The organism is uncultured Campylobacter sp. (assembly GCF_938018035.1).
GTDB lineage: Bacteria > Campylobacterota > Campylobacteria > Campylobacterales > Campylobacteraceae > Campylobacter_B.
On the sequence record NZ_CALIJF010000158.1, the window covers coordinates 1 to 24,267 of the forward strand.

General features: G+C 49.2%; 33 protein-coding genes and 1 tRNA gene. 5 read left to right on the forward strand and 29 right to left on the reverse strand.

Features of this window, described 5'->3' with window-relative positions; genetic code table 11:
- Positions 1 to 383: 383 nt before the first annotated feature.
- From Q0257_RS04830 to Q0257_RS04855, 6 genes are all read right to left on the reverse strand, one after another.
- Positions 384 to 932 (reverse strand): GrpB family protein, encoded by a 549-nt coding sequence (locus tag Q0257_RS04830; RefSeq protein ID WP_298022231.1) that lies wholly within the window; start codon positions 930 to 932, stop codon positions 384 to 386.
- Between the two features lie 35 nt (positions 933 to 967).
- Positions 968 to 1,055, reverse strand: a tRNA-Ser gene (locus Q0257_RS04835).
- Positions 1,056 to 1,341: 286 nt separating this feature from the next.
- Positions 1,342 to 1,752, reverse strand: a complete 411-nt coding sequence (locus Q0257_RS04840) for a GyrI-like domain-containing protein (protein WP_298022331.1) — start codon at positions 1,750 to 1,752, stop codon at positions 1,342 to 1,344.
- Positions 1,753 to 1,779: 27 nt separating this feature from the next.
- A complete protein-coding gene (gene tkt / locus Q0257_RS04845) occupies positions 1,780 to 3,708 on the reverse strand; it encodes a transketolase (RefSeq protein WP_298022234.1) in 1,929 nt (642 codons plus the stop codon).
- A 3-nt stretch (positions 3,709 to 3,711) separates the two neighbouring features.
- A complete protein-coding gene (locus tag Q0257_RS04850; RefSeq protein WP_298022237.1) occupies positions 3,712 to 4,563 on the reverse strand; it encodes a polyprenyl synthetase family protein in 852 nt (283 codons plus the stop codon).
- Positions 4,564 to 4,944: 381 nt separating this feature from the next.
- Positions 4,945 to 5,274, reverse strand: a complete 330-nt coding sequence (locus Q0257_RS04855) for a YbaB/EbfC family nucleoid-associated protein (protein ID WP_295150617.1) — start codon at positions 5,272 to 5,274, stop codon at positions 4,945 to 4,947.
- 206 nt (positions 5,275 to 5,480) lie between these two features.
- Between Q0257_RS04855 and Q0257_RS04860 the strand changes: the two genes are divergently transcribed.
- Positions 5,481 to 5,846: a DUF4259 domain-containing protein gene (locus tag Q0257_RS04860; RefSeq protein ID WP_298022240.1), complete on the forward strand. Its 366-nt coding sequence runs from the start codon at positions 5,481 to 5,483 to the stop codon at positions 5,844 to 5,846.
- A gap of 115 nt (positions 5,847 to 5,961) precedes the next feature.
- Here Q0257_RS04860 and Q0257_RS04865 read toward each other — a convergent pair whose 3' ends face one another.
- From Q0257_RS04865 to infA, 15 genes are all read right to left on the reverse strand, one after another.
- Complete coding sequence (locus Q0257_RS04865) at positions 5,962 to 6,738, reverse strand: EFR1 family ferrodoxin (protein ID WP_298022243.1); 777 nt, start codon at positions 6,736 to 6,738, stop codon at positions 5,962 to 5,964.
- A 508-nt stretch (positions 6,739 to 7,246) separates the two neighbouring features.
- Entirely contained in the window at positions 7,247 to 8,065 is an 819-nt protein-coding gene (locus Q0257_RS04870) for a hypothetical protein (protein WP_298022246.1), read from the reverse strand.
- Between the two features lie 133 nt (positions 8,066 to 8,198).
- A complete protein-coding gene (locus Q0257_RS04875) occupies positions 8,199 to 8,483 on the reverse strand; it encodes a hypothetical protein (protein WP_298022248.1) in 285 nt (94 codons plus the stop codon).
- A 196-nt stretch (positions 8,484 to 8,679) separates the two neighbouring features.
- The gene (gene panD / locus Q0257_RS04880; protein WP_298022251.1) at positions 8,680 to 9,027 is read right to left on the reverse strand and encodes an aspartate 1-decarboxylase; all 348 of its coding nucleotides are present in this window, start codon (positions 9,025 to 9,027) and stop codon (positions 8,680 to 8,682) included.
- A 16-nt stretch (positions 9,028 to 9,043) separates the two neighbouring features.
- Positions 9,044 to 10,354, reverse strand: coding sequence for a UDP-N-acetylmuramoyl-L-alanyl-D-glutamate--2,6-diaminopimelate ligase (locus Q0257_RS04885; RefSeq protein ID WP_298022255.1), 1,311 nt, complete (start codon positions 10,352 to 10,354; stop codon positions 9,044 to 9,046).
- Positions 10,332 to 10,880: a histidine kinase gene (locus tag Q0257_RS04890; protein ID WP_298022258.1), complete on the reverse strand. Its 549-nt coding sequence runs from the start codon at positions 10,878 to 10,880 to the stop codon at positions 10,332 to 10,334. Before Q0257_RS04890 ends, Q0257_RS04885 begins: the two co-directional genes overlap by 23 nt.
- Positions 10,870 to 11,136 (reverse strand): NifU family protein, encoded by a 267-nt coding sequence (locus tag Q0257_RS04895; RefSeq protein ID WP_298022260.1) that lies wholly within the window; start codon positions 11,134 to 11,136, stop codon positions 10,870 to 10,872. Before Q0257_RS04895 ends, Q0257_RS04890 begins: the two co-directional genes overlap by 11 nt.
- A gap of 507 nt (positions 11,137 to 11,643) precedes the next feature.
- Positions 11,644 to 12,204, reverse strand: a complete 561-nt coding sequence (locus Q0257_RS04900) for a L,D-transpeptidase family protein (RefSeq protein WP_298022263.1) — start codon at positions 12,202 to 12,204, stop codon at positions 11,644 to 11,646.
- A 30-nt stretch (positions 12,205 to 12,234) separates the two neighbouring features.
- A complete protein-coding gene (rplQ, locus tag Q0257_RS04905) occupies positions 12,235 to 12,591 on the reverse strand; it encodes a 50S ribosomal protein L17 (RefSeq protein WP_177387180.1) in 357 nt (118 codons plus the stop codon).
- Positions 12,592 to 13,617 (reverse strand): DNA-directed RNA polymerase subunit alpha, encoded by a 1,026-nt coding sequence (locus tag Q0257_RS04910; protein ID WP_298022267.1) that lies wholly within the window; start codon positions 13,615 to 13,617, stop codon positions 12,592 to 12,594.
- Between the two features lie 11 nt (positions 13,618 to 13,628).
- Positions 13,629 to 14,255, reverse strand: a complete 627-nt coding sequence (gene rpsD, locus Q0257_RS04915; RefSeq protein WP_005869858.1) for a 30S ribosomal protein S4 — start codon at positions 14,253 to 14,255, stop codon at positions 13,629 to 13,631.
- A gap of 18 nt (positions 14,256 to 14,273) precedes the next feature.
- On the reverse strand, positions 14,274 to 14,666 hold the full coding sequence (gene rpsK / locus Q0257_RS04920; RefSeq protein ID WP_298022270.1) for a 30S ribosomal protein S11: 393 nt from the start codon (positions 14,664 to 14,666) through the stop codon (positions 14,274 to 14,276).
- A 10-nt stretch (positions 14,667 to 14,676) separates the two neighbouring features.
- A complete protein-coding gene (rpsM, locus tag Q0257_RS04925) occupies positions 14,677 to 15,045 on the reverse strand; it encodes a 30S ribosomal protein S13 (protein ID WP_005869856.1) in 369 nt (122 codons plus the stop codon).
- A 3-nt stretch (positions 15,046 to 15,048) separates the two neighbouring features.
- Positions 15,049 to 15,162, reverse strand: a complete 114-nt coding sequence (rpmJ, locus tag Q0257_RS04930) for a 50S ribosomal protein L36 (RefSeq protein ID WP_005869855.1) — start codon at positions 15,160 to 15,162, stop codon at positions 15,049 to 15,051.
- 172 nt (positions 15,163 to 15,334) lie between these two features.
- On the reverse strand, positions 15,335 to 15,553 hold the full coding sequence (gene infA, locus Q0257_RS04935; RefSeq protein WP_005869854.1) for a translation initiation factor IF-1: 219 nt from the start codon (positions 15,551 to 15,553) through the stop codon (positions 15,335 to 15,337).
- A gap of 188 nt (positions 15,554 to 15,741) precedes the next feature.
- Between infA and Q0257_RS04940 the strand changes: the two genes are divergently transcribed.
- Together Q0257_RS04940 and Q0257_RS04945 are read left to right on the forward strand one after the other, a co-directional pair.
- Positions 15,742 to 16,614: a neutral zinc metallopeptidase gene (locus Q0257_RS04940; protein ID WP_298022273.1), complete on the forward strand. Its 873-nt coding sequence runs from the start codon at positions 15,742 to 15,744 to the stop codon at positions 16,612 to 16,614.
- 331 nt (positions 16,615 to 16,945) lie between these two features.
- Positions 16,946 to 17,374, forward strand: a complete 429-nt coding sequence (locus tag Q0257_RS04945; RefSeq protein ID WP_298022276.1) for a VOC family protein — start codon at positions 16,946 to 16,948, stop codon at positions 17,372 to 17,374.
- Between the two features lie 699 nt (positions 17,375 to 18,073).
- Here the strand turns inward: Q0257_RS04945 and bcp are convergent.
- Together bcp and Q0257_RS04955 are read right to left on the reverse strand one after the other, a co-directional pair.
- Positions 18,074 to 18,601, reverse strand: a complete 528-nt coding sequence (bcp, locus tag Q0257_RS04950) for a thioredoxin-dependent thiol peroxidase (protein WP_298022279.1) — start codon at positions 18,599 to 18,601, stop codon at positions 18,074 to 18,076.
- A 66-nt stretch (positions 18,602 to 18,667) separates the two neighbouring features.
- A complete protein-coding gene (locus Q0257_RS04955; RefSeq protein ID WP_298022282.1) occupies positions 18,668 to 18,898 on the reverse strand; it encodes a hypothetical protein in 231 nt (76 codons plus the stop codon).
- Positions 18,899 to 18,983: 85 nt separating this feature from the next.
- Between Q0257_RS04955 and Q0257_RS04960 the strand changes: the two genes are divergently transcribed.
- Both Q0257_RS04960 and Q0257_RS04965 read left to right on the forward strand, forming a co-directional pair.
- Positions 18,984 to 19,520: an NAD(P)H-dependent oxidoreductase gene (locus Q0257_RS04960; protein ID WP_298022285.1), complete on the forward strand. Its 537-nt coding sequence runs from the start codon at positions 18,984 to 18,986 to the stop codon at positions 19,518 to 19,520.
- Positions 19,521 to 19,655: 135 nt separating this feature from the next.
- On the forward strand, positions 19,656 to 19,928 hold the full coding sequence (locus tag Q0257_RS04965; RefSeq protein WP_298022288.1) for a hypothetical protein: 273 nt from the start codon (positions 19,656 to 19,658) through the stop codon (positions 19,926 to 19,928).
- Between the two features lie 214 nt (positions 19,929 to 20,142).
- Here the strand turns inward: Q0257_RS04965 and Q0257_RS04970 are convergent, their stop codons facing one another.
- The 6 genes from Q0257_RS04970 to dapB form a co-directional block, all read right to left on the reverse strand.
- The gene (locus Q0257_RS04970) at positions 20,143 to 20,568 is read right to left on the reverse strand and encodes a TOBE domain-containing protein (RefSeq protein WP_298022291.1); all 426 of its coding nucleotides are present in this window, start codon (positions 20,566 to 20,568) and stop codon (positions 20,143 to 20,145) included.
- Between the two features lie 470 nt (positions 20,569 to 21,038).
- Positions 21,039 to 21,395 (reverse strand): DUF488 family protein, encoded by a 357-nt coding sequence (locus tag Q0257_RS04975; protein ID WP_298022294.1) that lies wholly within the window; start codon positions 21,393 to 21,395, stop codon positions 21,039 to 21,041.
- 22 nt (positions 21,396 to 21,417) lie between these two features.
- The gene (gene purF / locus Q0257_RS04980; protein ID WP_298022298.1) at positions 21,418 to 22,764 is read right to left on the reverse strand and encodes an amidophosphoribosyltransferase; all 1,347 of its coding nucleotides are present in this window, start codon (positions 22,762 to 22,764) and stop codon (positions 21,418 to 21,420) included.
- An 11-nt stretch (positions 22,765 to 22,775) separates the two neighbouring features.
- Positions 22,776 to 23,132, reverse strand: coding sequence for a HepT-like ribonuclease domain-containing protein (locus Q0257_RS04985; RefSeq protein ID WP_298022301.1), 357 nt, complete (start codon positions 23,130 to 23,132; stop codon positions 22,776 to 22,778).
- Positions 23,125 to 23,442: a nucleotidyltransferase domain-containing protein gene (locus Q0257_RS04990; RefSeq protein ID WP_298022304.1), complete on the reverse strand. Its 318-nt coding sequence runs from the start codon at positions 23,440 to 23,442 to the stop codon at positions 23,125 to 23,127. Before Q0257_RS04990 ends, Q0257_RS04985 begins: the two co-directional genes overlap by 8 nt.
- Positions 23,443 to 23,471: 29 nt before the next feature.
- Entirely contained in the window at positions 23,472 to 24,233 is a 762-nt protein-coding gene (dapB, locus tag Q0257_RS04995) for a 4-hydroxy-tetrahydrodipicolinate reductase (RefSeq protein ID WP_298022307.1), read from the reverse strand.
- Between the last annotated feature and the right edge of the window lie 34 nt (positions 24,234 to 24,267).

Consider the following 24,267-nt stretch of genomic DNA (forward strand, 5'->3'; position numbering starts at 1 on the left):
CGGGGCTAAAGAGCGATCATTAAATTTAAGCGCTCGGCGTGGAATTCGCTTGGCTAGCTAGCGGCGAGGAATTTAAAATTTTCGCCGCTTTAAATTTAGCGAGTTTGTGAGTTTGTTTTTGGTGAAATTCTAAAAATTTAACGACGCGTAGGCTTTTAAATTTAAATTTACACCGAAGCGCGGAAATGAGCCTTAGCCCTTGGTGTGATGCAATGATACGGCGCGTTTTATGAGAGCGACTTTACTGCTGGCGGAATTTGTAAAATTTTATAAAAATAAGCTCACGGGGCAGGGCGCAAGCCCTCTGTTTTGTTTATAAAATTTAGTCATTTTTTATCGCTCTTGGCGAGCGAGCCTCTATGCAGAGGATCAAATTTACGCGGCTATTTCGAGTTTTCTTTAGCGATGCGCGTAAATTTAAGCACAAATTCGCTTTTTGCCGCAGTATAGGCGTCGCGGTCAAACTCATAGCGCTTACAAAGCTCTAATTTAAGCGCCTCGTACCGCTCGGCGATATCCGCATTCGCTCGCAAAAAATCTCTAAAAAATATCTCATCCGCATCGCCGAAATTTCGCAGATGCACGTGAAAAACGCGCTCGGCAAATCCCGCTTCGGTGTAGCCCTTATTTAGGCTGCAGCGGCTCTCGCTTTCGCTCATTAGCAGATAGCCCGCGTCTATCAGGCGCTGTTTGGCGGCGGCGATATCCGAGCACTCGATCAAAATATCTATGATAGGCTTCGCCCAAATACCGCTTACCGCGGTGCTGCCGATATGGTGGATCTTGATCTCGCCATGATTTCGCAGCAGCCTGCGCAAAATTTTGCGCTCCTGCCTAAAGTATTCGCTCCAGCGCGGATCGTGCGGCACGAGACGTATCGGAAAGAGCCGCCACAGCTCCTGCAGGCTCATCGAAAGGAGTTTATTGCTCATCTTAATTCCAAAGTATTGGGTGGAATTTGAATGAATGGCGGGTAGATAGGGATTCGAACCCTAGAAGGCTGACGCCTTACGCGCTTTCGAGGCGCGCTCCTTCGACCGCTCGGACATCTACCCGAATGAAAATGTAATTTAAGCCAAAAATGGCTTAATAACAGATTTAAAAATGAAATTCCGCGTGAAATTTCGCCTGATTTTGCGATCGGGGGTTGAAATTTAACGGCGCAAATTTAGATTTCGTTTTAAATCCACGGCTTAAGGTACGGCGCGCTTTGGGCATAAAATTTGCTTTCGCGCGTAGTTTTGGGTACGGAATTTTACCCTTTAAATTAAAATTTTATGCAAAAGCTCATCGTCGCGGCGGCGAAAAATCACTCGCCGTTTATAAATTTCATGCGCCGCCCTACAAAACCGAGATAAAAATTTTGATCTCGTCTCCGCCGTAAAACTCAAAATCCGTTCCAAACGCTCTTTTTAGTTCGCCGGCCTCAAAAAAGCTCCAAATTTTGCTCCAAAATTTTGCTAAGTTTTGCGGCTCATTTGGAAAACTAAAAACGGCGTATTTGCCGCTTTTGATCTCCAAGGCTTCGTCGCTGCGGGGCGCTTTAGCGCCGATAAAGATATCGTAAAGCCCGTCGGCGCCGTCTTCGTAATCGTAATAGACGCCGTAAATCTCGCTCTGCCCGTCATAGCATTCTTTCATAAATTTCGCCCACAGCGCGGGAATTTTACCACTCCCGCCTAGCTCGTCCGCATTTTTCGTGCGGGCTTTTAACCCATAAATTTTAAATCCGTCTAAATATGAAATTTTGATTTTTTCGCTCAAATTTTACCCTTTCCGCTACTGCTCTAAAAGCTCTTTGGCCTGCTTTGCGATCGCGACGTCGGTGAAGCCGAAAAGCTTAAATAGCTCGTTTGCGTTGCCGCTTTCGCCGAAGCTTTGCATGCCGTGTACCGCGTCTGCAAATTTATACCATTCAAGCGCGCTTGCGGCCTCGACGGCTAAAATTTTAGTTTGCGGCTCTAGGATTTGCGCCAGATAGTCTGCGTCCTGCTCGCACAGAAGCTCGAAGCACGGCGCGCTTACGACGTTTGCGCCGATGCCTTGCTCTTGCAGGATCGCCGCCGCTTTTAGGCAGAGCGAAACCTCGCTGCCGCTTGCGATGAGCGTGATACGTGCCTCTTTGCTCTGCCTTAGCAGATACGCGCCGTTTTGCACGTCGCCCAAGACCGCCTTAGGTAACGGCTCTAGCCCCTGACGCGAGCAGACGAACGCTGCGGGGGCATTTAGAGCGAGCGCCGTGCGCCAGCATTTTACGTTTTCGTTGCCGTCTGCGGGGCGGAAGGTATAGAAGCCGGGCATCGCGCGGAAGGTGCTAAGCTGCTCGATAGGCTCGTGCGTCGGCCCGTCCTCGCCCACGCCGATGCTGTCGTGCGTGAAGACGAAGTAGTGGCGCAAGCCCATCAGCGCCGCGAGTCGCGCGCCAGTCTTGAGATAGTCGCTGAAGATAAAAAACGTCGCGCTAAACGGGATGAAAAGCCCGTATCTAGCAAAGGCGTTGCCGATCGCCGCCATCGCGTGCTCGCGGATGCCGAAGTGTAGATTTTTGCCGCAAGGAAAGTCGCCGCCGCCCTTTAGCTCGGTCTTATTCGACGCCGCCAAATCGGCGCTTCCGCCTAAAAAGCCGGGTACCGCGTTTGCGATGGCGTTTAAAATTTTACCGTTGCTATCGCGCGTGGCGACCTTAAGTCCGCTAAAATCGGGAAATTCTATCTTGCTAAAATCGGGATTTAAAAGCTCGTTTAGAAGCGCTCTTTTTTCATCGCTTAGCTTCGCAAGCTTCTCCTTCCAAAGCCGCTCCTCCAAATCGCCCCTCTCAACCGCAGCGCGCGTCGCAAAAAGCACGTCCTCGCTTACGACGAAGCTTTGGGCTGGATCAAAGCCCAGGCTTTGCTTAGCGCGCGCAAGCAGCTCCTCTCCAAGCGGCGCGCCGTGCGTCTTGGCCGTGCCCTCAAGCTCTAGCGCGCCCTTGCCGATCGTGGTATTTGCGATGATGAGGTAGGGTTTGGTTTTATTTTTGACCTCGTCAAGGACGAATTCTATCTGATCGAAATTATGCCCGTCGATGCGCGCGACCTCAAAGCCCTGCGCCTCAAATCGCACCTTCACATCCTCAAACCACGCGATATCGGTGCTGCCGTCAATCGTGATGCCATTAGAATCATAGATTATCGTGAGATTATCGAGGTTATGTCTGCCCGCAAGCGCGCACGCTTCGTAGCTGATGCCCTCCTGCAGGTCGCCGTCGCCGCAGAAGCAATAGACGCGGTGATCGATGATCTCGTTTCCTTCCTCGTTTAGCAGATGCGCGGCGTATTTCGCGGCCATCGCAAATCCGACCGCGTTTGCGACGCCTTGCCCGAGCGGTCCGGTAGCGATCTCGACGCCGGGAGTGGTGATCTCCGGGTGGCCCGGGGTTTTGGAGTGCAGGCGCCTGAAGCTTTTCAGATCGTCCATGCTCAAATCGTATCCGCTAAGATAGAGGTAGCTATACACGAGCGCGCTTGCGTGCCCGCCCGAGAATACGACGCGGTCGCGGTTCAGCCACGCGGGATTTTTGGGGTTGTGGCGGACCTTACTCATAAACACGCTCATTACGTCGCTTAGCCCCATCGGCGTGCCGGGATGGCCTGAGTTGGCGCTTTGGATCATATCCGCGCTTAGAAATTTGATCGTGTTTGAAATTTTACTTAGCTGCTCGCTCGACATTTTTCATCCTTTCAGGTATTTTTCTATCAAATTTAAAACCAAATCGCGTAGGCTCGCATCATAGCCGCTCATCGCGCCGCTTACCTCGTCTATTAGGCGCTGCTTGTAGCTTCTAGCGCCCGCAAGTCCGAGTAAATTTACGAAGGAATTTTTCGCGCCGTCCGCTCCTACGGGCTTGCCTGCGCTTGCTTCGTCGCCCGTGGCGTCGATGATATCATCCTCGATCTGAAATATAAGCCCTAGCTTCAGGCCGATCTTGTAAAGCTCATGCGCGAGCTCATCCTTTAGCCCGCCGATTATGGCGCCTAGCTCAAACGCCGCAGCGATGAGCGCGCCCGTTTTGTGCAGATGCAAAAACTCGAGCTCACTTTGCTTTAGCGGACTGTTTTCAAAACGGCAATCGATAGCCTGACCCAGCACCATGCCGCTGCTGCCTGCGTTTCGCGCTAGAGTTTTAATGCATTTTATCTTAATCTCGTCGCTTAAATTTGCGTTCGCGGCAATCAAAAATGCGTCGGTATTTAGCGCGTCGCCGACCAAAATCGCCGTGACCTCGTCGTATTTTTTATGCAGGCTCGGCCGTCCGCGGCGCAGATCCGCATCGTCCATCGCGGGCAGATCGTCGTGTATAAGCGAGTAGGTGTGGATCATCTCAAGCGCCATCGCCATCGCCAGCGCGCCCTCAAAGCGCCGTTCATCCACCGCCGAGACGACGCCTAGCAGCAGCTGCGCGCGAAAATGCTTGCCGCCCGCTTGCAGCATGTAATTGAGCGCCTCCTCAAAGTACGGATGAAAGCTCGGCGCCTTCAGCTCGTTACGCTCCAAGTAGTCTTTAAATTTTTCTAAAATATCCATCAAATTCCTATCGCATGGTTGGGCTTTGGAGCCGCTTTTTGCGCGCTCGTTCGGCTGCTTTTATTTTCTCGCGTTTATCTATTTTTCGCTCGTTTCGTCTGTCGCGTTCGCACTTTTTGTCACCCGTTTTTATGACATTTGGCTACGTCTTGCGCGTCGTTTAAATTTTATCTCTTTTGTGCTCGCACAGAGGTAAAACGATCGAAACACGTCGTAACCGCCGCTTGTAAATTTTAAACCTTCTGATCGGCTATTTCGCGAAATTTAAAATTATAAAATTTTGAAATTTCATCCGACCGGTCTGTTTAAATTTACCGACTCAGCTCGCGAATTTCTAAATTTAAACGATCCGCCAAATTTAAGCCCGTTTGCAAAACCGCCTCAGCCCTTATCGCCGAGTAGATCGCCTAGGCCGCCGAGCCCTCCTAGCATGGATGCTGCGGCGCCCTTCTTTTCATTTTCGACGAGTTTTATCGCGTCGCCTATCGCCGAGATCAGTAGGATCTGCAGGCTCTCTTTGTCGTTAAAAAGGCTATCGTCGATGCTTAGATCGAGCACCTCGCCCGCGCCGTTTAGCCTGATGGCGACCATGCCCGCGCCCGATTTTACGGTAAATTCCTTGCGCGCATTCTCCTCCTCGATCTGCTTGGCCTTGGCCTGCATCTGATCGAGCATCTGCCCCATTTTCGAAAAATCCATTCCTTCGAACATCAAAAATCCTTTAAATTTTGGCTATTTTAGCAAATTTAAGCTAAATTTAGCGTTTGACTTGGCGTTGCGAGTTTTGTTCTCAGATTTGATTTTGCGTCGGGCGCGTGCAGTCAAAAAGCGGCTTAAAATTTAGCTTGGCGGGTAAAATTTAAACAAGAGGCGCCGTTAAAGCTCGGCGATGAAATTTATTTTAAAAGGAGCTAAAAATGGGCGATTGGGGCTACAAGGCGTACGAAAACGACGAGGCGGCGGACTGGTTTGCTAGATTTTGGGAAAGCAAAAATTTCGACTTGCTGCAAAGCACGGCAGCGAATTTCGATCCGAGAAATGAAAACTACGATGAAATCAGGGCTGCCGCGCACGTTTTGGCCTGCTTTGGCTCGCCGTATGCATGTCCGCCAGATTTTTTAGACAAGTTGCGACCGACTACCCGGAAAGTCGTTGCGATTTTGGAAAATATGATCGACCCGCCAAGCGACGAATGGACTTTTCTTGAAATTTGGGAAAACTCACCGCAGATAATAGACGAAGTTAAGCGGCAAATCGCGGAGCTAAAAGAGCATTTAAGGTAGCGCGGGTGAGGCGGCGGACGCTAAATTTAGATCATTTCGGTAAATTTAAAAGCTACACGCAAAGCGCGACAAAATAAACTATCGCGGAGCTGAGACCCATGCGAACTAACGCGCCTCAGATATCTTTAAATTCCGCCGCGACCGATTTTTCCAGATTTGCCGCCTTACCTAGGATCGTTATCGCCTTTTGCCTGCATCTGTTCACGCATCTGTAGCAAAGCGTGCAGCGCTCGCCAAATCTCGCATTGCCGTGCGCGACTTTTATATTTTGTATCGGGCAGGACTTCGCGCACTCGCCGCATCCGTTGCAGCGCGCCGTATCGAGACTCGGTTTGCGCCTTGCAAAGGGCGTTTTGTGCCAAATTTTCATCCAGAGCCGCTGCCCCAAAAGCCCCGCGATACAGCATATCACGCCTAGCCCCTCTTGCGGTGGCTTAGCCGCGGCAAATGCCTCCGAGGCGCGCTCTAGCTTGGCGTTTGCCTCTTTGATCAGGCGCTTGTTTTTCTGTGCCGAATAGCTAAAAATCGCCACGTCGAGGATAAACGCGGGCATTTTCACGTGCACGCCGCCCGTTATCCTCGCGCCCGCCCGCCTTAGGATCCTGGCTGCGCAGCCCGCTCCGTCGCCGCTAAAAATCTCCATCGTAGCGATGATAAAGACGTTTTTGCCGCAGAAATTCGCGCTGTTTTCGCAAATAAACTCGCGCACGATCTGCGGCAGGTCGCTAAAGTAAACAGGATAGGCCAGGATCACGTCATCGTGGTGCTTTAGTAGCTCGCCGCAGGTCTCGTCCTCGATCGAAACCGCTGGGATATCGCCGCCCAGACGCTCTATAAATCTCTTTACGCAATGCTTCGTGTTGCCAGTGGAGCTAAAATAAATCGCTATCATTTTGCGAATCCTTTTAAATTTACGCGCAAAATTTTACCCGTTTTCGCCAAATTTTACCGCCCGCGGCAAATTTAACGCTAAGGGGAGACAAATTTAAATAAATTGCTATTTGGCACATTCGCCTTTTGCCTGTTTGCAAATAACCGTCGCACCGCACTAGCCTAAATTTTACCGCAAATTTGGCAAATTTATTTTTGAAATTTTCCAAAACGCGGTAGTTTTTGAAAAAATTTATCTCAAATGGGCTCAAATTCGCACTATGCTGTAATTTGTGCGCTTTATAGGCAAGCCCTAAATTTTACTTCCTGCAAAGCACTGGGTTTTGGCTAGCGATGCGGTAAATTTTAATTCGTAAATTTCAAAAACAATAAAAATTCGGCGCGAAAGTTCATCTTTCGGCACTAAACTTCACGCTCGAAAATCTAAATTTAGCAACGTAAAATTTACCGAGCAGGACAGCGTGGCTAAATTTAGCTTTAATTTAAGGATATTGCCCAAAATTCGCCGCCTACTCGTACGTCCGTCCCATTTCGAGCAGTTCGCCGAGCATCTCCCAGCCGCCGCGCACGGGCGCGTCCTCGCCCGCGTGGTCCATCAGGCCGCGCGCTCCGCACTCCAGCAGTGAAAACGGATCGAAATTATACCAGCCATGCCCGCTCGGCGATACGATGCCGAAAAACTTACTCTCATCCGCAAGCTGTCCGCTAGCGCGCATCCTGCTAAGCTCCGCTAGTTGAAATTTGATGACCTCCGCGGAATACGCAAACCCGCCGTGCTTGTCTGCGGCCTCGAATTTCAGGGGCTCATTCGTCTTTGGCCCCAAAGGCTCGTTTCGCGCTGCCTTCGCGGAGCCGCTGCCGCTTACAGCGATGGAATTTTGCTCTTGCGTTTTGCTCTCGTTGTTTTCGCGATCGCCGTTCGTAAATTTTGCCTCGCTTGGCGCGGTTTTAAAATTTGCGGATCTGCTTTCGTCAAATTTTATCTCAAAGCCCTCCGGTAGGCAGCGCATTATATCCGCAGCGATTTTTGGCTCCTCCGCCGAACGAAACGTATCGCCGCCGCCCGCAGGCTCATCTTTGCAGAAGTGCGCAAACTCTGGCGCTCGCTCTATCTCAAGCCATGTCTCGTTAAATCCCGCTCTCTCGCTCTCAAACGCCGCGCTTAGAATTTCAAGCATTAGCTCTGCGCTAAAGGGCTCGCCGCCGCGCGCCTCAAGCAGCCTTAAAAGCGCGAGTAGATATGCGTCCAGTTCCTTGTTCGCAGCCCCGCTCGCTTCAAATTTTTCTGCCATTTTGCAGACGGCGTCATAAAATTCTTCGTAGTTCAAATTTTCTCCTTTTTTTGTGGACCGGCAAGTGGCTATAACGGGCTGTTCGGAGTGAAATTTAGCGCAAATCGCGCCTCTTGGCGCGCGGTGAACACGCGCCTACGCACAATGTAGCAAAACTCTGCGCAAAGAGCTAGCGTTTGTAGCCGTAAATTTTTAAGTTTTGCTCGCCCGGCTCCATCTCAAACTTGCCCAGGCGCTCTAAATAGCGCGCTATGGCGTCAAGGTCTTGGCTTTTACGCTCGGGCGGTAGCAGCGCGCCACGGCTTGTGAAGTCGTAAAATTTCGCAAATTCTATGTATTCTATCTCGGCGTAGAGGGTGGGCTTTTCGCTCGTTGTGAGGCGCTGCGAGATGTAGCTGTCGCAAATGCCTTGCGCGTAGTCTGCGGCGGGCAGGGCGAATCTGATCTCGTTCACGCAGGAGCCGAAGAAATCATAAATCTCGCACTGTCTTGCGGGCGAGCCTTCGGCGCAGATCGCCGAAAAGAGCTTGCGTCATTTTGCGTCGCTCATAAAGCCGAAGCGAAATTCGGCTAGCTTTTTATCTAGCCGCGCTTTGTATTTTTCGTAGTGCTGCGGCGAGGCGAAAAGCTCCTCAAGGCGCGGTGCCATGTTATTTTACGATCTCGTTTTGCGAGTTTACCTGTACGATTTTCGGCTCGAAATCTCTCGCTTTTTTAGCGCTCATCTGAGCATAGGCTACGATGATGACGATGTCGCCGACGCAGACTTTGCGCGCGGCGGCTCCGTTTAGGCAGATCTCGCTCTTTTTTTCGCCGCGGATCACGTATGTAGCGAAGCGCTCGCCGTTATTGACGTTTAGAATTTCGACTTTTTGGTATTCACAAAGCCCCGCAGCCTCGATGAGCTCGGGTCCGATCGTAATGGAGCCTACGTAGTTGAGGTTGGCGTCCGTCACGCGCGCGCGGTGGATTTTGCTTGATAAAATTTCGATTTTCATCGGCCGTCCTTTAAATTTAGTCTAAATTTGATCCGCCTCGCGCCGCGACGAGCTCGCTCACGACCTGCTTGTCGCTGAAGGGGTGCTTCACGCCCTTGATCTCCTGGTAGGTCTCGTCGCCCTTGCCCAAAATAGCGATCATCTCGCCGTTTTTGGCAAGATCTAGTGCGCGCGCGATCGCCTCTTTGCGATCCGTGATCTTTAAAATTTTATCCTTTCGGCGCATCCCGGCGCAAATTTGCTCGATGATCTCATCCGGATCCTCGCTGCGCGGATTATCGCTCGTGACGATGCAAATTTTGGCAAAGTGCTCGGCGATAGCGCCCATTTTCGGACGCTTGCCGTGGTCGCGATCGCCTCCTGCGCCGAAAACCGCGATGATCTCGCCGCTTGCGCGTAGCGCGTTTAGCACCTTTTCGATGCCGTCTGGGGTATGAGCGAAATCGACGATCACAAGCGGGTTTTTATTTACGATCTGCACGCGACCCTCGACGCCGACGAAGTTTGCCAGGGCTTTTGCGATCTTTTCGTTCGGCAGCTTGGTTAGAATTTTAACCGCCGCAAACGCCGCGGTAAGGTTGTAGAGATTAAACTCGCCGATCAGATCGCTTTGCAGTTGCGCATTATCGCCGTTTGGGGTGCGCACGAGCGCGTCGATGCCGCCCTTTAGCCCGTATCCGCTCACGCCGAAGCTCGCGGCGTTTTTGATGCCGTAGGTAAGGGCGTTTGCAGGGTTAAATTTAATATGCCCATCGTCGGCGTTTATGAGCTTTGGCGCGTCGTCGGCGAAAAACGAGCTCTTGACCGCAGCATATTCTTGCATGCTGCCGTGATAATCGAGATGATCTTGGCTTAAATTCGTAAAAATTTTAAGCGCAAAATTTAACCCTTCGATGCGGTTCTGCGCGATCGCGTGCGAGCTAACCTCCATAACGAAGTACTCGCAGCCCTGCTTGCCGGCTTCGTAAAGATAGCTCATCGTTTTTAAAACCGAGCTCGTCGTAAGTCCCTTTTCGTCGATTCTGCACTCATTTATAAAGGCGCCGCGCGTGCCGCTTAGACCGCAGCTAAAGCCTAGATCTAGCAGCGTCGAGTAGATCGCCGCCGCGGTCGTCGTTTTGCCGTTCGTACCGGTAATGCCTACGATTTTGATGCGCGGATCGATCTTCAAAAGCTCCTTTGCTTGCGTGATAGAGATGATCTGTGCGCCTTTTTGCGCCGCTTCAGGTGCAAATTTAGCGTTCGCGCTCGTGCGCATAAAAAAGCAGCCCACCTCGCATTCGGCGGAGTTATCGGTGATAAAGCTATTTTCGAGTCGTATTTTCATGATTTTTGATTTTTTGCATTAGCGCTTCGAAGCGCTCATCGCCTGCATACGCGGCAGCCGAGCTCTCGACGTAATTAAGCCCCATTTCGTAGTAGCCGTTTTCTATCAAATTTTCTAAAAATTCTATCATCTCGGTTTTGTCCGAAATGGCGATTTTGGAGGAAAAAATGATCGATTCGAAGGCGTCTTTAAAGCCTTTTTGGCCTACCGCGCGCATAAAATCGGCATAAGCAATGACTGCAATCTCGTCCTCGGCGCCGGGTTCGGAGGCCGCTTCGTTCGCGATCTTTTCGTTGATGGAGTTTAAAATTTTAAAAAGCTCCGCAGTCTGGGTTTTAGGGCTGAGGTTGTAAAAATCAAAGAGCATAAGCGCCTCTTCGCGGTCTGCCAGCGCGGTCTGGCAAAGCTCAAGCAAAAATAGAATTTCCTCCTCGCCGCTTTTTTCGTATGCGAGCGAAAAATACAGCTTCGCAAGCTCGAATTCCCCGCGCGAAAAGGCTTTTAGCCCCAGCTTTTTATAATTCAAACTCTTCGCCTTCGGGGATGTTTACGACGCTAAGCTCGGGGTGAATATCCATGCGAAGCTGGCGCTCGACGCCGTATTTTAGGGTCTGCGCACTTGCGGCGCAGCCGTGGCAATGCCCGGTAAGGCGGACATAGACGACGCCGTTTTTTATGCCTAAAAGCTTCATATCGCCGCCGTCGTTTTGCAGCATCGGTCGAATCAGCTCCAAGCTATCCTGTACCGGCGCTAGAAGCTCTTCGTCGCTAAATGGTATCATTAAAATTCCTTATTTTAGTTTTGGCGCATTATATCCAAAAGCGATAAAAAAAGGCTTATCGGGGATGAAATTTAATCCAAAATTTTGCGCGAGGACGCGGATTTTGCGTAATGGCTAGCAAAGAATTTTATACGGCGCGAACGGTGAACCGCGATTTTAAAATTTTATCGATTCGACAAGGACGAAACTTACAAATCATCGGGCTTGCGTATATTTAAATTTAGACTATTTGCGTTATAAATTTGGGATGAAATTTCAGCCCGGTCGGGGGCTAAATTTGGGATGAAATTTTGCTTGAACGGGAGAGAATTTAAGGCGATTTTGTCTAAATTTATTGAGATAAGCGCCGATACGATTAAATTTTTTAGAAAAACAATCCTGCTTTTAATTGTAAATTTGTGATTACTAAAGCCCGGGCGGTAAATATTATTTTGAAGCTCGCAGATGAAATTTACGCTACGTTTTATATCGATCGCGGCTGTGAAATTTTAGCGCAGGCGCGTGCAATCACGGCAAAATTTCTATCGGCGTGCCGATTTTTACGTGCTCGAAAAGCTCGTCCATATCGTCATTGACGAGCGCTATGCAGCCCTCCGTCCAGTCGCCGAACGCCGCGATACTCTGCCCTAGGTAGCTAAATTTGTTCGGTAGCCCGTGGATTTTGATATCGCCGCCTGCGCTCTTGCCGAGGGATTTTGCGTGGGCTACGTCGGCTTTGTTCGGATAGGAGATGCCTAAATTTAGATGATACGCCGAGTTTGGATTTTTGCCGTTTATGGTGTAGTTGCCCTCCGGGGTTTTGCCGTCGCCTTGAACCTCTTTATGTCCTTCAGGCTCGCGTCCGAGGGCGATTTTGTAGCTTTTCGCGACGCCTTTTGAGGTTAAAATTTCAAGAATTCGTTTGGATTTATAGACGCGGATTTTAGAGATTTGCTCGCCGTCCAATGCCTGTTTTAGCGGAATTTCGGAGTTGATCGTTTCGATATTTTTATAGCTAAGATAATTGTCTAATGCCCACGCTAGGCCCGCAGCGACGATAACAAGCGGAAGTAAAGCTTTAAATTTCATAGAAGAAATTTCGGGAGTTATCCCGAAATTTTATTTGCTGATTAGCTCGATATAAGCCATCTCTGCGGCATCGCCCTTGCGAAGGCGGGTTTTGATGATGCGAGTGTAGCCGCCGTTTACGCCTGCGTATTTTGAAGCGATCTCGGTGACTAGCTTATTTGTCGCAGCCTTATCTTGAAGCGCCGCGAAAACAAATCTATGCGCCTCGCTGTCGCCCTTACGCGCGCGAGTGATCAGCTTCTCGGCGTAGCTTCTTAGCTCTTTTGCCTTAGGAAGTGTGGTTTCAATCTTGCCGCTAGTAACTAAAGCGATGGTTAAATTTTTAAGCAGGGCGGCACGGTGAGACGAAGTACGCCCTAGCTTCCTATATCCGTGATTATGTCTCATTTATTGTCCTTCATTCTTTTGTCTTTGAGCCTTCAGCTCGTCAAGCTTGCGTTTTAGCTGCTCTTTTTTCTCGCCAAGTTCTTGGTTGCCGATAGGATAACCGATCTCCTCCATAACGGCCTTGATCTCCTCGAGCGATTTTTTGCCTAAATTTTTAAGGTCTTTAAGCTCGCTTTCCTCCATGATCGCTAGCTCGCCGATAAATCTAATATCGGCGCGATCTAGGCAGTTGAAGCTTCGTGCGCTTAAGCTTAGATTGCTAACGCTCTCGAAAAGCTTTGCAAACTCGGAATTTGCAGGGATCGTTCTACCGAAAGTATCTGCAGCGCTGATATTTACGATGCCTTTGAAAACCGACAGCTGCTGATACATCGCTTCAAGTGCGTTTTTAAACGCATCTATCGCGCTGATCTGACCGTCGGTAGTGATCGTAAAGACCACCTTTTCGTAGTCGGGATTATCCTCTACAAATACGTTTTCGATATCGTAAACAGCCTTGGTTACCGGGGTAAAAAACGCATCCAGCGCGATGAAATCAGCGTCTAAATTTTCTCTGATCTCTTCGCTTGGGACGTAGCCGATACCCTTTTCGATGATGAGCGTAAATTTAAGATCGGCATCCTCGTTTATCGTAGCCAGATAAGCGCTTGGATTTACGATCTCTACGGCGTCGTTATTTAGGTCGCTGCCGTAAATTTCTTTAGGTCCTTTGAAGCTGTATTCTACAACCTCGCGTAGGGAATCGCCCTTAATTTTAAACCTTAAGCCCTTTAAATTTATGATAAAAGCCGCCATATCCTCGAGCATACCGCGCATGCTGTCGAATTCGTGGCTTACGCCTTCGATTTTAACCGCAGTCGGCGCAAAACCGACCGTGCTCGTATAAAGTAACCTTCGTAAAGGATGAGCTAGAGTGACGGCATATCCCGTTTCAAAGGGATATGCTATGATTTTAGCAACATTTTCGCTGACATTCTCAACCTTTATTTCAGTTGGCATATGAGCTGATGTTGTGATTTTTCTCATATTAGCACCTACTATTTCGAGTAAAGCTCTACGATAAATCTTTCCTCTACAGGAATAACAACTTCTTCTCTCTCCGGAACTCTAGAAAAAATTCCGTATCTTTTCTCTTTTTCTACGTCTACCCACGCTACGATGCCGGTCTGTGCAGTAAGATCCAGCGCTCTTGAAATTTGCGGGTTATTTTTGCTCTTTTCGATCACTTCGATCTTTTGTCCTGCGCGGACGCTGTATGAAGGGATATCGACGCGCTTGCCGTCTACTAAAATGTGTCCGTGCGTAACGAGCTGGCGCGCAAAGCGTCTAGTCGTAGCAAAGCCCATGCGGTAAACGACATTATCTAGCCTCTGCTCTAAAAGCTGAACCAAGATCGCTCCGGTGTTACCCTCTCTACGAGCCGCTTCGGCAAATAGTCTGCGAAACTGCTTCTCGCTTACGCCGTACATAAATTTAGCCTTTTGTTTCTCGCGAAGCTGTGAGCCGTATTCGCTCAGTTTGGCGCGTCTTTGTCCGTGCTGACCCGGAGCGTAAGGGCGTTTTAAAAGCGCGCTCTTGCCCGCAAGCCTTCTCTCGCCTTTCATAAATAGATCGACGCCGAGCCTTCTTTCTAATTTTTCAACCGGTCCTGTATATCTAGCCATAAATTTCTCCTTTTATAATTACACGCGACGTCGTTTAGGCGGTCTGCAACCGTTGTGCGCAAGAGGAGTGATATCTTTTAAATATGTAACTTTAATCCCTTCTACGCTACCTACGCTTTTAACGGCAGTCTCGCGTCCGCTTCCCGGACCCTGAACCTTGACGCCTACCTCTTTGATGCCGTGCTCTTTGGCTTTGTTTAGCGCGTCCTCGACGGCTTGCTGCGCCGCATAAGGGGTGGATTTTTTGCTGCCTTTAAAATTTAAAGCGCCCGCACTGCTCCACGCGATCGCGTTGCCCATCTCGTCCGTTACGGTTATCATAGTGTTGTTAAACGTAGCGGAGATGTAAACTATGCCTTTGGCGATATTTTTTCTGACGGTTTTTTTCTTAACTACTTTTTTTTGTGCCATATCTCAATCCTTATTTAGCTGCCGCGCCGACGGTTTTGCGTTTGCCTTTTCTGGTTCTGGCGTTCGTTTTTGTTTTTTGACCGCGAACAGGAAGGCCCTTTCTGTGTCTTAAGCCGCGATAGCCGCCCAAGTCCATAAGCGCTTTTATATCCATAGCCACTTGTTTGCGAAGATCGCCTTCGACCATATAATGCTCTTGGATCTCTTTTCTGATAGCGGCGGCTTCATCTTCGCTCAGATCGGCGACTCTTTTATCGTAAGAAATTCCTGCCGCATCGAGAATTTTTCTCGACGTAAATAAACCTATACCGTAGATATAAGTTAGTCCGTATTCAATCCTTTTTTTCTTTGGTAGATCTACACCTGCGATACGAGCCATAACTTATCCTTGTCTTTGTTTATGTTTTGGATTTTCACAAATAACGTGAACAACACCTTTGCGCTTGACAATTTTACATTTGTCGCACATTTTCTTAACGGATGGACGAACTTTCATTCCACTCTCCTAAAATTTTCTCCACTTTAAATGCAAACTGCACCTAGGTTTAATGAAATTTCAAAAGCGAAAGTATCAAACCAACTGTTTTCAAAATAGTGGGGATTTTGAAAACACTTCTTCCTACAGTTTAGTCGCAAAATCGCGAGTATATCTAAATTTAACTTTATCCTTACTTATAGCGGTAGGTGATCCTGCCTTTATCGAGGCTGTAAGGGGTCAGCTCAACTTTTACGCGATCGCCCGGCATTATCTTGATGTAGTGCATACGCATCTTGCCAGCGATATGACATAAAATCACGTGTTTGTTGTCTAGCTCGACCTTAAAAGTCGCGTTCGGCAGCGCTTCTATGACGTTGCCGTCGATCTCTATGACGTCGTCTTTTGCCACAAATTCTCCTTTCTTTTAAATTTAAAAAGGGCGATTATATAGAATTTAAAATTTTAAACAGCTTAAAAGAAATTTAAAATAAGCAAAATTTCAGATTTATTTCGCTACGCGGGCAGTACTTTACAAAAGCAAGACGGCGCTCTTTTTAAAATTTTAGTATAATGGCTCAAAAATTTTAAAGGAAAAACATGAAATGGCAAGACGGCAGACGAAGCTCAAACGTGGAGGATGACCGCGCAAGCAGCATGCGCACGAGCTCCGGCTCGCTTGGGATGCTGATCCCGATCATCAGGTTTTTGCTCGGCTCAAAGATCGGGCGCATAGTGCTCGTAATCGGCGTGGTGGCGTATTTTATGGGTTATAACCCTTTGGCGCTTTTAGACGGGGGCGCTAGCACGCAGAGAGAGGCGACGGACAGCCCGCAGGAGCAGGAAAAGCTCGCCTTCGTCTCGGCAGTGCTAGCTCAAACCGAAGACGTTTGGGGCGAGATATTTAAAAGTGCGGGCGCGCGCTACGAGGAGCCCGGCTTGCGGCTCTTTCGCGATCAGATAGCAAGCGGCTGCGGCTTTGCGAGCGCGCAGACGGGACCTTTTTATTGCCCGAGGGACCATAAAATTTATCTGGATCTCGGTTTTTTCGACGAGCTTGCGAACAAATACAAAGCGGGCGGCGACTTCGCGCAGGCCTACGTCATCGCGCACGAAGTAGGGCACCACGTTCAAAATTTAATCGGCACGCTAGAACAGGTTAGCGCTCTTAAAAGGCGCGCTCGCAGCGAAGCCGAGCAAAACGCGCTTCAGGTCAAAGTCGAGCTGCAGGCGGACTGCTACGCGGGAGTTTGGGCGCATTATCTCGCAAAAACAGGGCGCGTGCTGGAGGTGGGTGACATCGACGAGGCGCTAAATGCCGCCAGCGCGATCGGCGACGATACATTGCAACGCAAATTTAGCGGTCGCGTCGTACCCGATTCCTTCACGCACGGCACCTCGGCACAGCGCAAAGAGTGGTTTAAAAAGGGCTTAGTGGGCGGAAACCTAAAGGCTTGCTCGTTTGAGCCGTAAAATGCAGACTTTAAGTTCGTAAATTCTGCCATCTCGTGTTTGAGCGCAGTGCGAGATCCTTTTCTGCGCCGTTGCAAATTTGTCTACAAAACTGCCGTCTAGCGCTTGGGCCGTAAGGCGCAGGCTTTGAGTTAGCTTGTGGGCTAGATAAAGGCGGTTTAAATTTTAAAATTTAACGCCGAGTTTGGAAGCAGAATTTTAGAATTTTAATAATCGGCGATTAAAAGTTCGGACGGCGCGCTCGGCTAGTGCGGCGACGGCTTGTTTGAGCACAGGCTTGACTACGGCACAAGAAACCAAAATAGATACGTTAAAATTTATGGAGGCAAAAATGAATAAAATAACCTGCATTTGTCTAGGCGTGCGAAGCATGCAAAGGGCGCTAAAATTTTATAAAGACGGCCTAGGATTTAAGACGGAATGTAAAGACGACGACCCACCGGTATGCTTTTTTAATACGCCGGGGACCAAATTTGAGCTCTATCCATTGGACGCGCTGGCGCGAGATACCAGCGAAAACGATCCGCCGAAGGGCAGCGGATTTGGCGGCATCACGCTAGCGTATAACGTAAAAAACAAAGAGGACGTAGCTAGCGTCATAGAGCTAGTAAAAAAGGCTGGCGGAACTATCGTCAAGGAGCCCCAAGTTGCGTTTTGGGGCGGATACCACGCGTATTTTGCCGATCCGGACGGATACTACTGGGAGGTGGCTTGGGGGCCTGATTTTAAATTTGACGAGGACGGGCTGCTCAAATTTTAGATCAAAATTTCTGCGGCCGAGGCTTGTTTAGGGGCGTCGAAGCCTTTAGCGCAAACGTGTAAAATTTAAACTCAAAATTTATTGCAAATCATCGGGCGGGTTTTTTGGCTCGTATAATTTGCAGCGCCGTTTTTCCCGCGTCTTGCTATAAATATCGAGCGAAATTTTACTTTCCGATATGATCCGCGACGCGGATTTTGCGCGAGGCTAAAATTTACTCGCACTCCGCCGCTGTTTTACTCGCGCTCGCAGTACCGCTTTGCTTGCATCGCATGCCGCTACACAAAGCAAGAAAGCGGATATTTCGCGGCGCTTTTGTCCGTGAGCGCGGCGAGGAAAAAGCGATAAGCTCCTAGAAGCTTTGCGCGGCGGCCTCTTTTAAAAACCGCTTGTTTATGAGCGAATTTTCGATGTCGGGGTGAGCTAGAATGATTAAATTTTTCATATTTTTCCTTTAAAATTTTATTTTTGGGCGATAAATTCCGCCGCTAAAATCGCAGATAGAGCTCCGCTTTGAAATTTTATTTTCAAATTAGCGGCGGAATTCTAAGGCAAAATTTTAAGACCGAATTTTAATGCCGAAGCTTCGGCGCTTAAATTTGACGCCGAATTCCATAGCAAATTTCAGTGCATAAATTTTATATTAAAGCTTAGCACCCAAATACGCCGGGGCCCTATTTCAAACGCCGGCTTGGCGCTTTACTTCCCCGCAGCTAGCAGATCCGCGAGCACCTTTGCGGCGTGATCCTTTGCCTTGACGCTTTTATAGACCTTTAAAATTTTGCCGTCCGCACCGATCAGAAAGGTCGAGCGCACGACGCCCAGATACTCGCGCCCGTAGTTTTTGCGCACCTGCCACGCGCCGTATAGCTTGGCTACCTCGTGCTGCGGATCGCTCAGCAGGATGTGCTTTAAGCCCTGCTTGGCGATGAAGCCCGCGTGGGATTTGGCGCTGTCGGGGCTGATGCCTACGATCACGCAGTCTGCGGCGATGAAATCATCGTACGCGGCGCTAAATTCGCACGCTTCGGTCGTGCAGCCGGGGGTGTTGTCCTTGGGGTAAAAATACAGCGCGACCTTTTTTCCCGCAAAGTCCTTTAGCGCGACGCTCGCGCCGTCGGCGTTTTGTAAGCTAAACTCGGGCGCCGCATCTCCCGCTTGCAGCGTGATTTTGCGCTCGCGATCCTCTGCGCTAAACTCGTCTTCGATCTGTGTTTTTCTCTGCATATCGTGTCCTTTTTTTTGAAATTTTCGGGCTCGTAGCCCAAATCGCGGCTAAATTTTAATCTTTTTTCATAAATTTATCCTTGCTTGGATGAAATTTTGCCCCGCGCCATAGCTGCACGCGCATTGGACGGATCGTAAGCAGATCGTTCTAGACGAGACTAATCCTGGAAGCTTGTGCTTTACGGCACGCGTAAAAACATTTTGTTGCACATGCCTTGAGGCAGTATGGTACGAGAGCGCCTCGTATCTATTGTGCCACGCAAATCCAGGTTCCTCATAAGCAAAATAACTCTTCATTTTTACAACTCCTCTCAATCTACTTTTAGCTTTTTAACGATATGATTCTGCAAATTTTAATAAAGGAAATAACATAAAAACGCTCGTGATCTTATCGCATCCTAATTTCGCCGCCTCGCGCGTGAATAAAGCCCTATCGCAGGTCGCAAAGGGCGCTGCCGGCGTAGAGGTGCGTCATTTGGAGGGACTTTACGGCACCGATACTGCGCGTATCGACGCTCGCACAGAGCAAGACGCGTTATTGGGCGCTGAGCGCATCGTATTTTTGTACCCGATGTACTGGCTAAACGTGCCGCCTATGCTAAAAGCCTATATCGACATCGTCTTTTCGCACGAGCTGGTGGGTTCCGGCGCGCTTAGGGGCAAGGTCCTGCAGCTCGCGCTAAGCGCTAGTACGCCGCTTAGCGAATACTCCAAACAGGGCGCGATCGGCTATAGCATGGATGAAATTTTAACGCCGCTTAAGATCGCGGCAAACTACTGCGGGATGGAGTTTACCGTGCCGTTTATCAGCGGCGGATTTGAGCCGGGCGAGTTTGGCGACGATGCCGTAGAGACCGCGGCCGCACGCTTCGGCAAACTTTTACGAGGCGAACTAAGCCCCGGCGAGTATCAATTTTAGCAAAGCAAATGCCCGCTATCTGCGGTTAAGAGCTGAAATTTTACGAGGGCGAATTTTAGCCGCGAAACTGCCGCTTTTAACGAGCCGATCGACAAAAGCTCAAAAAACGCTCGGATTTAGGGCAAGGCGAGCGGTTTGACGATCTATCCGTGCTGCTATCTATCGGCGGGCGCGGTTAGCGCGTGTCGCTTTGATCCGGATCGGCTCACTCTCGGTGCGGACATCTGCGCGAGGATCGATCGCTACTGCGCAAAGCGACGGCGCATCGCGAGCGCGCAAAATATGAAAGCACATTACTATAAGCGAGCGAGCGGGGCAAGAGCGAGTTTGCGTTTCATAAATATCTCGCGTGAGTGGGCTTGCGTACTGCATGTATGCAAAGCCTGCGCAAAATTCGCACTGCGGTAAAATAGGGTAAGACCGCTCTTGGTGTGATTGGGGCTGGATGTCGCGCGGGGTGCATCTGCGCGCATGAGAGAAAAGACCGCTTATAGCGTTATTTGAGCTGCTACGAAATTTGATTTATCAAAAAAGATTTTTGAAGAAGGAGCAGAATTTATAAAATTTCGCTCCTTTATTTTGTGATGTTTAAAGCGTGCACATCGTTCCGCACAATGCAGGATTATTTTACGCCGACGATGATTTGAGTAGCTTTTATGATCGCGGTTACTTCATCATCTTTTTTAAGCGCTAAATTTTTAACCGATTCGTTTGTGACGGTTGCGCTTAAATTCTCGCCGCCGGCGCTTCTGACGCTGATCTCGGCATTTACCGCACCCTCTTTAATAGCGGTGATTTTGCCCTTTATCTGGTTGGTCGCGCTTAAGCGTAGATCGTTCTCGCCTTTGGAGATGATGACATTTGGGGCTTTGAATAAAAATACCGCCTCTTTGCCGGCTTTTAAATCCAAAGTTTTTTCAGAATCAACCGTCACGGTTGCTTTTAGCACGTCGCCGCCTCTGGTTTTAGCTGTGATTAGCGAATTTACCGCACCTGTTTTTACGTCGCTGATTACGACGTGAAGCTGATTTCTAGCACTTATTGCCATAGTTTCTCCTTGTAAAAAATTACGAGCAATGTTAGCGGCAAATTCTTAAATGAAATTTAAAAATGCTGCGTGTAAGAAATTAATTTGATTTGTTGCGAATTTATATTAAGCCCACTTTTTAAATTCCTAGCTTGCATTATTAAAAGTAGCGTTAAAAAATAGATGAAATTCTAAATTTGCATATATTAAATCGAGTTATTTTCCTTGAAATTTTATTTGCTTTTTATAAAATTTTGCGTTTTTTAGAGCTCTGACGCAAAATTTAGCGTTTGTTTTGCGCATCTGCGAAGTGTACATCCGGATAGAAAATTTATCTCAAATCGCGCCCGATAAGGCTTTAAGAGCGCTCCGCTTACGCCTGTTCGCTGAATTTTACGCCTCGCGCATCGGTTTTACGAGTGGATTGGTGAGTGAGGCGGTTTTACATTTGCTTTAAAATACAGCTAGCGGTGCGCTTTGAGCGCAAAATTTCAGTGCACCTTACTTTGCAGAAAATCACGCAGAATCATCGCGTGGTTGCAGTGCTCGTCTTTCGCAGCGTATAGCAACGTGACGACCGGCTCGTTTTTAACCTTTTTCAAAAATTCGGCCACGGCGGGATTTTGCTCAAGCTCAGCTAGGTAAAGCTCCTTAAAATGGGCGAAATTCTCAGGCTTATGCGCGAAAAGCTTGCGTATTTCGGTGCTCGGCGTTATCTCTTTCGCCCACATATCGATCGGCAGCGCCTCTTTTTTCACGCCGCGCGGCCAAAGCCTGTCGCAAAGCACCAAAAATCCGTCGTTCTCGTTTAATTTCTCATAAACGCGCTTGATCTTAAATTTTGTCAAATTCCACTCCTTTAAATTTTTATCAATCCTTGATGAAATAATCGCCGTCGAAGCTTACGAGCGAGTATTTGCGCTCGCTCCCAAGCGCTTCTACGAGCTCAGGCACGCTAAGGAACGTGAGGCTGTCGGCGCCTATAAATTTGCAAATTTCATCCGTGCTCATATTTGCGGCGATCAGCTCGCGCACGCTCGGCGTATCGATGCCGTAGCGCTCGGGATACTTCAGCTCCGGGCTTGCGATGCACATATGCACACGCGCCGCGCCCGCATGGCGCAGAAGCTCGACGATCTTTTTGCTCGTGGTACCGCGTACGATGCTATCGTCCACGACGACGACGCTTTTGCCGTGCAGTGCCGCGCCGATCGGATTTAGCTTGAGTTTGACCTTCAAATTTCGCACCTCTTGCGTCGGCTCGATGAAGGTGCGGCCGATGTAGTGGTTGCGCACGATCGCCATCTCGAAGGGCAGCTTGCTCTCTTGCGCGAAACCCAGCGCCGCCGGCACGCCGCTATCGGGTACGGGCACGACGAAATTGGCCTTTAACTCTTTACATTTTCGCGCGAGCGCAGCGCCCAGTTTTTTTCTGACCTCATATACGTTTTTACCCTCTACGACGCTGTCTGGGCGCGCGAAGTAGATGTATTCAAACGCGCAAATTCTAGCCTCCGCGGCTTTTAAAATTTCAAGCGAGCTGAATTCATCCTTGCCCTCTTCGAAAATTACCATCTCGCCAGGCTTTACGTCGCGGACGAACTCAGCCCCTACGAGATCAAACGCGCAGGTTTCGCTTGCAACGATGTAGCCGCCATCTTTGAGCCTGCCGATGCTGAGCGGACGCACACCGTAGCGATCGCGCACGGCAAACATCTTCGAACGGCTCAGGATCAGAAGCGAGTACGCGCCCACGCACTGATTCAGCGCCTCGATGATGCGGTCTTTTAGATGCTCCTGCTTACAGCGCGAGATGAGGTGCAGGATGTTTTCGGTATCCATGTTGGATTGAAAGATCGCCCCCTCGCTTACGAGCTTGCGGCGGATTTCGTCTTTATTGATCAAATTTCCGTTATGAACGATCGAGATCTCCCCAAGAGCGTAGTTGCCCGCAACGGGCTGCGCGTCCTTTAGGCTATCTGCGCCCGCGGTGCCGTAGCGGTTGTGGCCGATCGCGATGTTGCCTTTTAAAATTTCAAAACTTGCGGGGCTAAAAACCTCCGTCACGAGCCCCGTGGCTTTGATAGTTTTGATATGATGGTTGAAGCTCGAGCTGATGCCGCTTGCCTCCTGACCGCGGTGCTGCATGGCAAAAAGCCCGTAATACGCGGTTTTAGCCGCACCTTCAGAATTTATGACTCCCACGATTGCGCACATTTTCTAACCTCTTAAATTTTATTTTTTAGAAATTTATCTATATTTTGTTTTATACTCGGCAGGTAGTCGCTAATTACGCTTTGAACGATGGCTAAATTTAATCCTTCGTAATCGTGCGCCGAAGCGTTTCTGATCCCGCGAAATCCTGCTATATCGCTTGGTGCGAATATACTTAGAATTTCTATATCGCCGCTATCTTGAATTTTTTGCAGTTGCTCGTTGCAAGAGATTAGATGCATTATTATCGCGGATCGGTCGCGAAGTTCGTCAGCAAGAGCTTTTTCAACACCGATTTTGCAGATTTGTTGTATCACGTCTATCTTTTTGCAGATCAACTCAAGCCTTTGCAAATTCCTCTTATTATACATAGATAGCTCCTTCTAGTAGCTTTAGCTTCTTTTCATCGCTCATCGATGCAGTATCGCATAGATCTACCGAAATTTTAAATTTATTAGCGATTCGTCCTCTTAGCTCGTCTAAATATATAAACGCTCGCATACCGCCGCCAAGACGAGCGATTGTTTGCTCGCTACTTTCGATTGCCACATCGATATCCGAGGCGATATTCGCTCCATCTTTGGCGTAGCTGCCGAATAATCCGACTTTGTAAATTCCAAAGCTTTCAAGCTCCGGCTTTAGCTCGCGCAAAAAATTTAAAATTTCATCTTTTGTAGGCATCTTTTCCTCTTAAATTTAGCCGCAAAGGCCTAGATTCCTAAGCAGTCGTCGATATCGTAAAGCCCGCTATTTTGCGATGCTAGCCATACCGCTGCCTTTATCGCGCCTCTGGCAAAGGTCGCGCGCGAAGTTGCCGTATGATTTAGCTCGATAAATTCGCCATCTCCGTAAAATCCCACGGTGTGGCGCCCGACTATATCGCCTCCGCGCAGCGACATCACGGCGATTTCGTCCTTGCCGCGCTCACCGATGAGCCCGTCGCGACCGCTTACGCGCACGTCTTTTAAGCTTAGCTCGCGCGCGCTCGCGGCGCTTTCCGCAAGGCTCATCGCCGTGCCGCTCGGGGCGTCTTTTTTGTGGCGGTGGTGCATCTCTAAAATTTCGCAGTCAAAATCATGCAAGCTCCTGCTAGCAAGCGCCACGAGCTTGTTTAGCACCGCGACGCCCAGGCTCATATTCGTAGCGTGCAGCACGGGCATATTTGCGCCGCACTCGCGCAGTAGCCGCTCGCCCTCTTCGCCCAGAGCCGTCGTGCCGATGCAAAGCGGCTTTGGGTGCGAAAGCGCAAATTTCATTAAGCTTATCGCGCCGTCTCGGATCGTAAAATCTATCACGACGTCGCAGCCGCTAAAAAGCTCGTCGTAGCTGCTCGTTACGGCGCAGCTCGGCGTATAATCAAGCGGAGCGATCGTGTAGATCACGCTTGCTCGCGCCTGATCGAAATTTTTCAGGCATTCGTAGATCATCGTGCCCATTCTGCCGCTTCCGCCGTGAATTCCTATATTTATCATCGCTCATCCTTTAAATTTAGTCCGCTTAGTATAG

Excerpts from the sequence above, each read along its gene's own strand:
- Q0257_RS04830 (WP_298022231.1), bottom strand. The coding sequence starts at position 932 with ATGAGCAATAAACTCCTTTCGATGAGCCTGCAGGAGCTGTGGCGGCTC.
- tkt (WP_298022234.1), bottom strand. The coding sequence starts at position 3,708 with ATGTCGAGCGAGCAGCTAAGTAAAATTTCAAACACGATCAAATTTCTA.
- Q0257_RS04850 (WP_298022237.1), bottom strand. The coding sequence starts at position 4,563 with ATGGATATTTTAGAAAAATTTAAAGACTACTTGGAGCGTAACGAGCTG.
- Q0257_RS04855 (WP_295150617.1), bottom strand. The coding sequence starts at position 5,274 with ATGTTCGAAGGAATGGATTTTTCGAAAATGGGGCAGATGCTCGATCAG.
- Q0257_RS04860 (WP_298022240.1), top strand. The coding sequence starts at position 5,481 with ATGGGCGATTGGGGCTACAAGGCGTACGAAAACGACGAGGCGGCGGAC.
- Q0257_RS04865 (WP_298022243.1), bottom strand. The coding sequence starts at position 6,738 with ATGATAGCGATTTATTTTAGCTCCACTGGCAACACGAAGCATTGCGTA.
- panD (WP_298022251.1), bottom strand. The coding sequence starts at position 9,027 with ATGAAAATCGAAATTTTATCAAGCAAAATCCACCGCGCGCGCGTGACG.
- Q0257_RS04885 (WP_298022255.1), bottom strand. The coding sequence starts at position 10,354 with ATGAAAATACGACTCGAAAATAGCTTTATCACCGATAACTCCGCCGAA.
- Q0257_RS04895 (WP_298022260.1), bottom strand. The coding sequence starts at position 11,136 with ATGATACCATTTAGCGACGAAGAGCTTCTAGCGCCGGTACAGGATAGC.
- Q0257_RS04900 (WP_298022263.1), bottom strand. The coding sequence starts at position 12,204 with ATGAAATTTAAAGCTTTACTTCCGCTTGTTATCGTCGCTGCGGGCCTA.
- rplQ (WP_177387180.1), bottom strand. The coding sequence starts at position 12,591 with ATGAGACATAATCACGGATATAGGAAGCTAGGGCGTACTTCGTCTCAC.
- Q0257_RS04910 (WP_298022267.1), bottom strand. The coding sequence starts at position 13,617 with ATGAGAAAAATCACAACATCAGCTCATATGCCAACTGAAATAAAGGTT.
- rpsD (WP_005869858.1), bottom strand. The coding sequence starts at position 14,255 with ATGGCTAGATATACAGGACCGGTTGAAAAATTAGAAAGAAGGCTCGGC.
- rpsK (WP_298022270.1), bottom strand. The coding sequence starts at position 14,666 with ATGGCACAAAAAAAAGTAGTTAAGAAAAAAACCGTCAGAAAAAATATC.
- rpsM (WP_005869856.1), bottom strand. The coding sequence starts at position 15,045 with ATGGCTCGTATCGCAGGTGTAGATCTACCAAAGAAAAAAAGGATTGAA.
- rpmJ (WP_005869855.1), bottom strand. The coding sequence starts at position 15,162 with ATGAAAGTTCGTCCATCCGTTAAGAAAATGTGCGACAAATGTAAAATT.
- Q0257_RS04940 (WP_298022273.1), top strand. The coding sequence starts at position 15,742 with ATGAAATGGCAAGACGGCAGACGAAGCTCAAACGTGGAGGATGACCGC.
- Q0257_RS04945 (WP_298022276.1), top strand. The coding sequence starts at position 16,946 with ATGAATAAAATAACCTGCATTTGTCTAGGCGTGCGAAGCATGCAAAGG.
- bcp (WP_298022279.1), bottom strand. The coding sequence starts at position 18,601 with ATGCAGAGAAAAACACAGATCGAAGACGAGTTTAGCGCAGAGGATCGC.
- Q0257_RS04955 (WP_298022282.1), bottom strand. The coding sequence starts at position 18,898 with ATGAAGAGTTATTTTGCTTATGAGGAACCTGGATTTGCGTGGCACAAT.
- Q0257_RS04970 (WP_298022291.1), bottom strand. The coding sequence starts at position 20,568 with ATGGCAATAAGTGCTAGAAATCAGCTTCACGTCGTAATCAGCGACGTA.
- purF (WP_298022298.1), bottom strand. The coding sequence starts at position 22,764 with ATGTGCGCAATCGTGGGAGTCATAAATTCTGAAGGTGCGGCTAAAACC.
- Q0257_RS04985 (WP_298022301.1), bottom strand. The coding sequence starts at position 23,132 with ATGTATAATAAGAGGAATTTGCAAAGGCTTGAGTTGATCTGCAAAAAG.
- Q0257_RS04990 (WP_298022304.1), bottom strand. The coding sequence starts at position 23,442 with ATGCCTACAAAAGATGAAATTTTAAATTTTTTGCGCGAGCTAAAGCCG.
- dapB (WP_298022307.1), bottom strand. The coding sequence starts at position 24,233 with ATGATAAATATAGGAATTCACGGCGGAAGCGGCAGAATGGGCACGATG.